This window comes from Pseudoalteromonas sp. S3178, assembly GCF_005886985.1.
GTDB classification, from domain to species: domain Bacteria; phylum Pseudomonadota; class Gammaproteobacteria; order Enterobacterales; family Alteromonadaceae; genus Pseudoalteromonas; species Pseudoalteromonas carrageenovora.
The window spans coordinates 25,611-35,730 of sequence record NZ_PNCW01000093.1 but is presented as its reverse complement, the minus strand read 5'-3'; the positions used below and the strand labels follow the sequence as shown (position 1 = coordinate 35,730).

General features: G+C 40.1%; 6 protein-coding genes. 1 reads left to right on the top strand and 5 read right to left on the bottom strand.

The features are described from left to right. Positions 1 to 104: 104 nt before the first annotated feature. Positions 105 to 3,683, bottom strand: coding sequence for an ABC transporter permease/M1 family aminopeptidase (locus CWC11_RS19635; protein WP_138684039.1), 3,579 nt, complete (start codon positions 3,681 to 3,683; stop codon positions 105 to 107). A 9-nt stretch (positions 3,684 to 3,692) separates the two neighbouring features. Continuing rightward, positions 3,693 to 4,574 (bottom strand): ABC transporter ATP-binding protein, encoded by an 882-nt coding sequence (locus tag CWC11_RS19630; RefSeq protein WP_138684038.1) that lies wholly within the window; start codon positions 4,572 to 4,574, stop codon positions 3,693 to 3,695. A gap of 185 nt (positions 4,575 to 4,759) precedes the next feature. On the opposite strand from CWC11_RS19630, the gene CWC11_RS19625 reads away from it, so the two are divergent. Then, the gene (locus CWC11_RS19625) at positions 4,760 to 5,437 is read left to right on the top strand and encodes a nitroreductase family protein (RefSeq protein ID WP_138684037.1); all 678 of its coding nucleotides are present in this window, start codon (positions 4,760 to 4,762) and stop codon (positions 5,435 to 5,437) included. Here CWC11_RS19625 and CWC11_RS19620 read toward each other — a convergent pair. The 3 genes from CWC11_RS19620 to CWC11_RS19610 are packed head-to-tail and all read right to left on the bottom strand — an operon-like array spanning position 5,430 to position 10,061. After that, positions 5,430 to 6,491, bottom strand: a complete 1,062-nt coding sequence (locus CWC11_RS19620) for an efflux RND transporter periplasmic adaptor subunit (RefSeq protein ID WP_138684036.1) — start codon at positions 6,489 to 6,491, stop codon at positions 5,430 to 5,432. The genes CWC11_RS19625 and CWC11_RS19620 overlap by 8 nt on opposite strands. Further along, positions 6,481 to 9,753, bottom strand: coding sequence for an efflux RND transporter permease subunit (locus CWC11_RS19615; RefSeq protein WP_138684035.1), 3,273 nt, complete (start codon positions 9,751 to 9,753; stop codon positions 6,481 to 6,483). The genes CWC11_RS19620 and CWC11_RS19615 overlap by 11 nt, the downstream gene beginning before the upstream one ends. 5 nt (positions 9,754 to 9,758) lie before the next feature. Next, a complete protein-coding gene (locus tag CWC11_RS19610) occupies positions 9,759 to 10,061 on the bottom strand; it encodes an ArsR/SmtB family transcription factor (RefSeq protein ID WP_138684034.1) in 303 nt (100 codons plus the stop codon). Between the last annotated feature and the right edge of the window lie 59 nt (positions 10,062 to 10,120).

The window sequence follows — 10,120 nt, the reverse complement described above, 5'->3', positions numbered from 1 at the left end:
CTTAACCAGAGTTCAGGTTAAGTATTATTGAGGTTAGTGTTATACACATTAGCTAAAACAAAAAAGGCCGCACTAAATGCGGCCTTTAAGTTAGTAGCTAATCGTTAAAACTTAGCTAGATTGTTTTTACTGTCTTTATCTACAAGCTTAATGTATGGGTCTACCCCTGCAAACATTGGCTTTTCTTTTACTTTAAGCTCAATAGTATTGGTACCAGACACTATTTGATGCTTTTGCGAGTAAATAACAAAGTCTTCAGCGAGTAGGTTTTCAGGGTCATCACTAAATAATGCAATATCAATTAGCTCATCGAGCGGCTGCTCGGTTTCTTCACCTTGTCCATCGGCATGCTGCTTAGTTGCTTCAACGCTCAGTGTTACTGTATAAAAACCTTCGCTATCAACATCATCTGTAACCGACACTTCTTTCATTTCAAGCTCATAAAGCGTTATATATTTAAACTGATCATCAATAAAACGTTGTTCAACTTGTGTTGCATCTCGCTTTAAATAACTAAGTAAATCAAGTGTGGTTGGGTATGGCATTGATTGGTATTTAAACTCATTCAAAAACGCTTTAAGTGCGGCATTTAAGCGCTTTTCACCTAATCGGTCATACAAAGCCATCATCACAACCGATCCTTTATTGTAATGAAGATATTGTTGAGACTGCGTTTTATACAGCGGCATTTCTTCAAAGGCTTCGCCAGTACGGCCCATTAAGTATCTATCTAACTCGTACTTTAAGAATTTACGAAGCTTCTCGGCGCCAAAGCGTTTTTTTAGCACCATAAGTGCGCTGTATTGGGAGAGCGATTCAGAAATAACGGCACTGCCTTCTACATTAGCACCCGATACTTGATGCCCCCACCATTGGTGTGCAACTTCATGTGCGGTTACATAGTAAGGGTAGTCAACTTTACTCTCATCTCTTAAGTCTGTAATAAAGCCCATACTTTCTGAGTAAGGTACCGTATTGGCAAAACTTTGCGCAAACGAGCGATACTTAGGAAACTCAATAATACGTAACTGCTTATGCTGATATGGCCCAAATGCTTGCGTGTAGTAATCTATTGAGTCTTGTACCGACTCAATCATACGGTCAACATTCCATGCATGATCTTTGTGGTAGTACACCTCAATGTTTACACCGTTGTGCTCAACCTTTTTACTTTCAAGCTCTGCCGAAAGCACAGAATAAAAGTTTAAAATAGGCGCATCCATTTTATAAACAAAAGTACGTCGTCCGTCTTTTACACTCTCACTTTTTAAATAACCAGGTGTAATAGCAAATTGTGACTCATCGGTGGTTACCGTTGCCTTATAGTTTATAAACCCATTAGCAGGCCCAAACTGATTTTGCGTATAATAGCGGCTGTCTTCTACTTTATGTGCTCGCTCAAGCTCGGGTAAATCGTGCTTACGGCGCTCATACTTATCGGCAATTTGAAAATACTTTTGATAACCAAAATTTGGTAATAGCTCTTCATTATTTACAAATGTACCGTTGTGCACGAGTTGAGTATCAGATCTTCTATCAACAAAGCCGTCGTGTTCACGAGAAACAGAAAGCTCTCCTTCGCGAACTTCGTTAGGCATTAGCGGTTGTTCAAACTCAAACCATACCATGTCAAAATCGGTTAAACGCTCGACTATTTTCCCGCCCGCCATTTTTACATCCCAGCTTTTAGATTGGCTAGGCTCATTAATTAACACACGGGTTATTGGCTCGTTTGCGGTATTGGTAAACTTAATTTTAGCCACAGCGTTTAAAGCACGCTTTTTAGGATAAATATCAATGTGTAAATCAACATCAGTTATTATAGGCAGCGGTAAATCTTTGTATTGTGAGAACTCTTGCTCATACCTTACTTGTAGCGCTTTGTTATCATCACTTGTTACAAACTCGTTGATTACACGAGTGTTGTAATAAATGTTATAACCTGCGCCCACAAATACCAATAAACTTATAACGGCTGCAATCTGGCCTTTTAAAGACATGTTGTAACGCACTAAAGATAAACGAGTACGCAATGTTTGCGATGGACCGCGATGCCATAAAGCAAATCCTACAATAGCTAAAAACACACTCAATGCACCCCAATATAGGGTATACCAATGCGCGCCTTGTAAAAAATGTCCATAACCGTTTATGTCTGAATACGGTACGCTGCTGCTTTGTGAAAAATGATACATATGATGCTCAAACCCGTAGGCACCCATTACCATTTGAGCAATGTAATACAGAATAAACAAACCCATACCTATGTATTTATTAGGGCTAATTATTTGTAAAAAGAACGCCAAAATAGCCATCATAATTAAAGGCAGTAATGTAAGGTAGCCTAATCTAAATAAGTACTGGCCAAGCTCTAGGTTAAATTGCCCCTTAAATAGTTGCACTGCAATGGTAAACATCATGCCTACTAAATAAAGACCACAAACCGCAGTGATTAACGCGATAATTTTAGATACCCAAAACACACTGTTATGCACCGGGTAGCTGTCAACAATATCGCCCATACCACTGTGGCGTTCTCGCCAAACCAGCTCTGCACTGTAATAAGCAATAATGATAAACATAAACAAAGCGGAGGAATTTTGAATAATGCCCACCATATTTTGTGTGAGCGGCCAATCCGTTGTGCCATATGGGCCAATAGGCGCAAAAAGTGGTGCGAGTAACATAGTAATACTGACACCCGCTAAAATCATAAAAGGGGCACTTAATATAACTTGCTTGAGTTCAAATAAGCTGCGCATTACTAATTGCGATTTCGTATTTACCCCTTTTGACTTGTAATTTTTAGCGCTGCTAATAAGTGCTGCTTGTTTATTTTTTACAAACGTAGAGACAGCAAATTGCTTTTTCTGTTTTTTAGTGACTACGCGATTACCTAACTTTCCGAGGCCAAAAAATATAGCTAAACTTATTGCTACCCATAAAATACGGTTAATTAAAAAATCGCCCGAAAGCGTTAACACTTCAGTATTTTTATCACTTACAGTCCAGTAACGGGTTAAGTCAACTAACGACCCTGTGCCAAATGGGTCTGCGTAAACAACAATATTTCTAAACGCTAAATCGTCAAAATAGATACTCGCCAATTGGTAGGTTATATAAACCACCACGGCCGTTACATATACCGCCATCATGGTTTTAAAGTAAACCGCCACACTATTAAAAATAGCACTGAGCACCAATAAGCTTGGCACTGCTAAATATAAAAAAGGCGCAGCGTAATATATGAACTTATTAGGGCCTACTAGCTCACTATCGAGCCAGCCAACCAACAAGCCAAATTGAGATCCCAAAAACACGCCTAATGGCACGCTTAAAAACACAATAAGTACAACTAAGTAAGAACCAAAAAAACGCCCTGATTGATAAGCAAGCGGGTTAACGGGCTTACTAAACACCAGCTCATCCATTTTGGTCTCGCTGTTGCGAATCGCAGAGCTTGCAACAAAGTTAACCACTAAAAACATAGCAAGCGTACAAAAGGTAACCGTTAAAACCATAATGGTATAAGGCGAGTTCATATGAACATTAGCTCCACCTAACGGAAACTTACTACTGGAGCTTATAAAAAACGCCATAAAAAAGAATATTAATGAGGTCACATAAAACGAAGGCTGGCGCACAAAGTAGCGCAGCTCAAACGCGAGCATATTAAAAAACATAGCGCCCCCTTATACTACTTGGCTGTTACGATGATTAAGCAATGTAGAAAAATACACATCTTCTAGGTTTGCACTGCTGAGCTCAAAACCTTCAGGGGCTTCATTGGCTAATACATGTAATATGGTTTGCCCAGCAAATAAGCGTTTTGAAATAACAGGCAATTGCGGTTCAAGCTCTAGCGCTTCTTCTTGGCTCATGGCTTTGCGCCAAATTTGTCCTTGGAGTTTATCGGTAAGGGCTATTGGGTTGCCCTCTAATAGTATTTTTCCGTCTGCGAGTACGGCCATGTTTGGGCAAAGTTCTGCTACGTCTTCAACTATGTGGGTCGATAATATAACGACTTTTTGCTCACCTAAGCTTACTAACAAGTTATGAAAGCGATTTCGCTCTTCAGGGTCTAACCCTGCAGTTGGTTCATCAACGATTAGTAAATCAGGGTCGCCAAGTAAGGCTTGTGCAATACCAAAACGCTGACGCATACCGCCCGAAAAGCCACTTACGGCTTTTGAGCGATGTTGATATAAATTAGTATGTGCAAGCAAGCCTTCCACTGACTCTTTACGCTCGCCTTTGTTATGAATGCCCTTCAAAACAGCCATGTGGTCCAGCAAGTCGTAAGCACTAACACGTGGGTAAACACCAAAATCTTGCGGTAGATAACCTAAACGTTGACGCAGAGCCTGTGGGTCTTTAAAAACATCTATACCATCAAAAGTAATTGAACCCGAATCGGCAGATTGCAACGTGGAAATAGTGCGCATAAGTGACGATTTACCTGCGCCATTTGGACCAAGCAGCCCAAACATCCCTTTTCCTATTGATAAATCAACACCTTGTAGTGCATGTACGCCATTATCGTAGGTTTTAGATAACCCTGTTATTGATAGCATTTTTACTTCCTTGAATTCTAATAGTTTTTTTATTGCGCTTTTTATACCACATTAAAAAAAGGAACATAAGTTACACCGCAGTTAATTTTGTAACAATAAATAAACACACTAGGTAATAATACTTGCCTAGCATTTATTCAGTCGGTATAAAAACCACACACACTATTTATAAGAAGCGTAAAGCCATGCAAAAACATCAAAGCCAACCACTAAACGACTTTATAGAATACCCTCACGATGAAATGCTAAAGCGTGCAAATGAGTTTTTACAAACCAGTCAACGCCGCCATAGTATTCGCAGCTTTAGCGACCGCCCAGTACCTAAAAATATAATTGAAGCATGTATTAAAGCAGCTGGTACTGCGCCAAGTGGGGCCAATCACCAACCGTGGCATTTTGTGGCTATAAACAGTAGCGATGTAAAAAAACAAATAAGAGAGGCCGCCGAAAAACTAGAGCGCTCATTTTATGAAGGCAGAGCAGGAGAAGAATGGCTCGATGCGCTAAAGCCGTTAGGCACCGATGCTAGTAAACCTTATTTAGAACACGCGCCTTGGCTTATTGCAGTATTTAGTCAAAAAAAGGGCGGCGTAAACACCGATGATAAAAACACCAATTATTATGTGCATGAGTCTGTTGGCTTAGCTACCGGCTTTTTAATTCAAGCTCTACACCGTAGTGGTTTAGCAACACTTACCCATACCCCAAAACCAATGAGCTTTTTAACCGATATATGTAAGCGAGATAAAGATAACGAACGCCCTTACATGTTACTTATTGCAGGCTACCCAAGCGATGATGCCACAGTACCTGCCCATGCACTTGATAAAAAATCGCTTAATGAAATTGCGACCTTTATTTAGGGTCGTATTCAATAGCAAGCTTATCGCCGGGATTGAGCCCTGCGATAATATGCTGCCGCCCGTCTATAATGTCTCCTAAACGTATAAAGCGCCTTTGAATATTTTGGTTTTCTATAACGTACACCATATTTAACTCACCAAAATTATGCACAGCCTCTTCAGGCACTAATATTCCTTGGTGCTTATTCAATGGTAAAACTAGCTGCGCATATAAACCAGGGATCAAACCTAACTGTGAATCAAAATCGAGCCTAACCAATAAGCTTCGTGCAGCTTTATCGGCCACGGGAATTATTTCACTTACTATAGCTTGGCTTTGAATATTTAAAGAAGGGAAAAAAACGGATAACTCATCCCCAGTTTTAAGCTTTACAGCTTGTCGCTCTCGTATGTTAAATTCTACTTGTAACTGAAGAGGGTTATAAAGTGCCATAAGTGAAGTACCAGGGGTTACAGTATCACCGGGCTCTGCTAATCGCTCTACCACTACACCAGCAATAGGCGCAGTAATTGACGTAAAGTTTAGCGCTATTTTAGCTTGCTCTTGCTGCTGTTTAGCTACAGCTAAATTAGCGGTTAAGGTAGCAAATTTGGCTTGTGCATCATCGAGCTCACTTACCGACACCAACTTTTTATCACTCAATTCTTTTACGCGCGCAAGCTGGTTCTTTGCCTGAGTGAGAGAGGCTTGAATTGCACTGATTTGCGCCTTACTTTGTGTAACCTGTGCTTTAAAGTCATCTTGTTGCAGCGTAATAAGCACATCCCCCTTTGATACTCTGTTGCCGGCGCGTACGTTAAACTTTTCTATTTGCGCCATAACCCGTGAGGAAATTTGCGTATTTTGCTTTGCAATTACACTACCAGGTACACGCTCTACTAGCTGTATAGGTTCAAGTGCTACTGTTATTTGTTTACCACTATAGCTTTGCGCTTCAATATTTTTTAAACCCGCTGTTTGCTTTTGTGTAAAGCTTCCTGCCATATATAACACTGCAATAATGATCACAAATAAGGCAAACACTAAACCCAAAATTTTTGATTTACCCTGCATGAGTATTTTCCTCTGTATTTGCAAACACTAAATAGTAAACAAGGGGAACTACAAATAACGAAAATAATGTAGATGCCACAATGCCAAAAATAATAGCTATTGCTAGCCCACTAAAAACTGGATCGAGGGTAATCACTAAATTACCTAATAAAGTTGTGCCTGCAGTTAACAGGACTGGGCGCATCCGGTGTGTGCCAGCCGCTATAAGCGCCTCTTTAATTACCATACCCTGTGCGCGTGCTTGGTTTATAAACTCGACTAAAATAAGTGAATTACGAACCACAATACCAGCCAGCGCTATCATGCCTATCATCGCAGTGGCGGTAAATAAAACCGGCTCTGGGGCTTGTGCAATAGTGCGCTCACCAAACTGATTTAATAACCAAAACCCCGGCATAATACCAATTACCGTTAGTGGAATAGCCGACATTATAATTAACGATAAACTCACCGATTTCGTTTGTACGCGCAAAATAATAAAAATTGCGCTCAGTGCGAAAGCAAATGCAATGCCCATATCTCTAAATACATCAATGGTTATACGCCACTCACCTTCGCCACTAAAGGTAACATTTGTACCCTGTGGTAATTGCCAAGCAGCGGTCCCTCCGTTATTTAAAAAGTGCCTATTAGGCCAATCGTTTTGAAAAAATGATTCTTGGTTTGCATTAAAGTCTGCATTTACATCGGCAATAACAGCGGCAGGAGTACGACCATTTAACTCTGCAAAAACGTAAATCACATCTCGTTGATCTTTTCTAACAATAGGCTTAGCAACATCTAAATTGCTAAACTCACCCACTTCCGAGAGTGATACTAAAGGTCGCGCCGCACTTGTTAAGCCAAACTCACTACTGCTTTTAACTACATCCCTATCACCTCTAATTTGTAGAGCTAATAATTGTGAAAACTGATTTTTTTGCTGGTATGGAAGCTGTAAGTTAATAGCAACAGGCTTGGTTTCGCCGCTTACATACATAACACCTACTTCCATACCCTGCGATGCAATTTGTAAGCTTTGTACAATGTCTTGGGTTGATATTGCCGATAACGCAGCTTTACCTTTATCTGTAATAAATCGTTTTAGAGGTGCGCTTTGAGCTATTGAGGTATCTACTTCAACAACATGTGGCTCTTGCTGAAGTCGTTTAGCTATTTGCTGTGCGGCTAAAGTGTGCGTATTTGAATCAATAAATGGGTCTTTATAAACCTCGGCAACTAGAGTGCTTAATACTGGCGGGCCAGGAGGAACTTCAACCACTTTTATGTTTATACCATTAGCGGCTATAGGGCTTAGTTGTTTACGTAATCGCATAACTACACCATGCGACTGCTGCTCGCGATCAGCTTTATCAAATAGTAATACTCTAAGCTCTGCTAAGTTGCTAGCGTTTCTTCGGTAATAGCCTCGAACCATTGCGTTAAAGTCCATACTTGAAGGTTTACCTATGTAGGCAGCTATTTCGTCAACCTCATTCAGCTGCCATGTAAGTGCTTGCACTTGTTGAGTAAATGCAGCTGTTTGCTCTAAACTTGTGCCCTCTGGCATGTCTATTAATACTTGAACTTCATTTTTGTTGTCAAAGGGTAAAAGCTTAAGTGGGACTAAGCGTAATACAGGTAATAATGCACTAATAATAAAGAGCAATAGCGTGATCCAGAGTACCCACTTAGCACGGGTTTTAGTATGTAATAAGGGCGTGAGTACACGTTCATAAATGCTTACTTTATCTGCTGTTAAAGGCTTGCCGCTGTTTGGCTTTAAGAGTTTAATTGCAAGCCAAGGGGTGACTAAAAACGCCACCAAAGTAGACACCATTACACTTATTGGCACATTAAACGCCATAGGTGCCATGTACGGCCCCATCATTCCACTTATAAAAGCTAAAGGTATAAAAGCAAACATAATAGTCAGCGTAGACATTAATAACGGTGTACGAATTTCGCTGATTGCCGCCACAATATTGCTTTTTTTATCACCTTTTTTATTTATAAAGCGGCTCATATTATCGATGCCAGTAATAGGGTCATCAACTAGCAAACCAAGTGATAAAATAAGTGCAAATAAGGTCACGCGGTTAATGCTATAGCCAAATACATAATCAAGCGAAAGCGTAATCCCATAACAAATAGGTACCGCAAGGCCCACTACAATAGCTGCACGCCAGCCTAAAAATACACCTACAAATAATACAACTGTAAATACCGCAAATACTAAGCTAGAGGTTAAGTTATTTACCTTTTCGTTAGCTGTTTTTCCGTAATCTCTTAATATCGTGTAATCAATTTCATTTGGTAATAAAGTACTTTTAATTTGTGCCATTGCGCTATGTACATTATCAGCAACTGTAACAGCGTTAGCACCCTCTTGTTTGGCCACACTCAGTGTTACCATAGGTAAACTTTGATGTTTATTTGATTGGGCTAACCATTGATAATTAGTAGGCTCAGTGGGGCCATCTATTACGTTTGCTATATCACTTATGTATACACTTTTACCATTAACAACATTAACGATAAGCTGTTCAATGGCTGTTTTATTTCTAAGTAAATCACCCGCTTGAAGCATTATTTGTTGTTGCCCATCAATAACACTACCTACTTGCGCCAACTGATTAGAGGCTTGCAATGCAAAGTAGACGTCGCTTAATGTAGTTTGGTGCGCCGCTAATGCAGCTGCATTTAGGTTTATAGTTAAAGCCCGTTCGCGCCCAGCTATTACTTTAACCTCACTAGTGCTAGGTATACGCTGGAGGTTATTTGCTATCTCATTAGCAAAACGTGTGAGTTCATAGTCGCTATAAAGTTTTGGGTCTTTACTGTACAGCCCAAGCATAATAATAGGCACATCATTCACTTCCACTGGGCGCACTTGCCAACTACTTATAATGGGGGCCATTGTATGTTCATAGCTATAAAGCTTTGCATATGTATCGAGTATGGCTTGCTCTCGGTTATGGCCCACTTTAAAACGAAGTGTTACTACTGCACCATTAGTTTGAGTGGTAGAGTAAATATGTTTAACGCCCCGCAATTGTGCTAGTAACTTTTCAAGCGGTTCGGTAGCTAAGCGTGCCACTTCGGGGGCTTCTACATTTGGGGTAGATAAGTAAATATCGAGCATGGGCACCACAATTTGTGGCTCTTCTTCACGGGCTGTTTGCTTAAGTGCAAATAACCCGAGTACAACCGATAACACAAAAATAATGATCGGCAAACGGCCACTCAAACTACTTTTTACTGCGTTATCAATTATGCTCACAAGTATTAATCCTTACAAAACAAGCCATATAACATGCCGAGTAATTGCACCGCATTATCGTCAATAATCCGGTAATAAATGGTTTGGCTTTCGCGGCGAGTAGCCACTATTTTAGCTTTCCTAAGTGCAGCTAAATGTTGAGAAAGTGCCGATTGTGCCAAAGGTACAGCCTCGTTTAGTTGCGATACGCTCATTTCTGTATCTTGCAATGAACATAAAATCATTAAGCGATTTTTATTAGCCAAAATTTTTAATAGCTGTTCGGCTTGCGCTACATTGCCAGCCATTGCCGTAAAGTCGATGTTCATAACATGCTCTTATTATAAGAAGTGAATAAAGTATAAATATATATATTAGAAATGTCTAA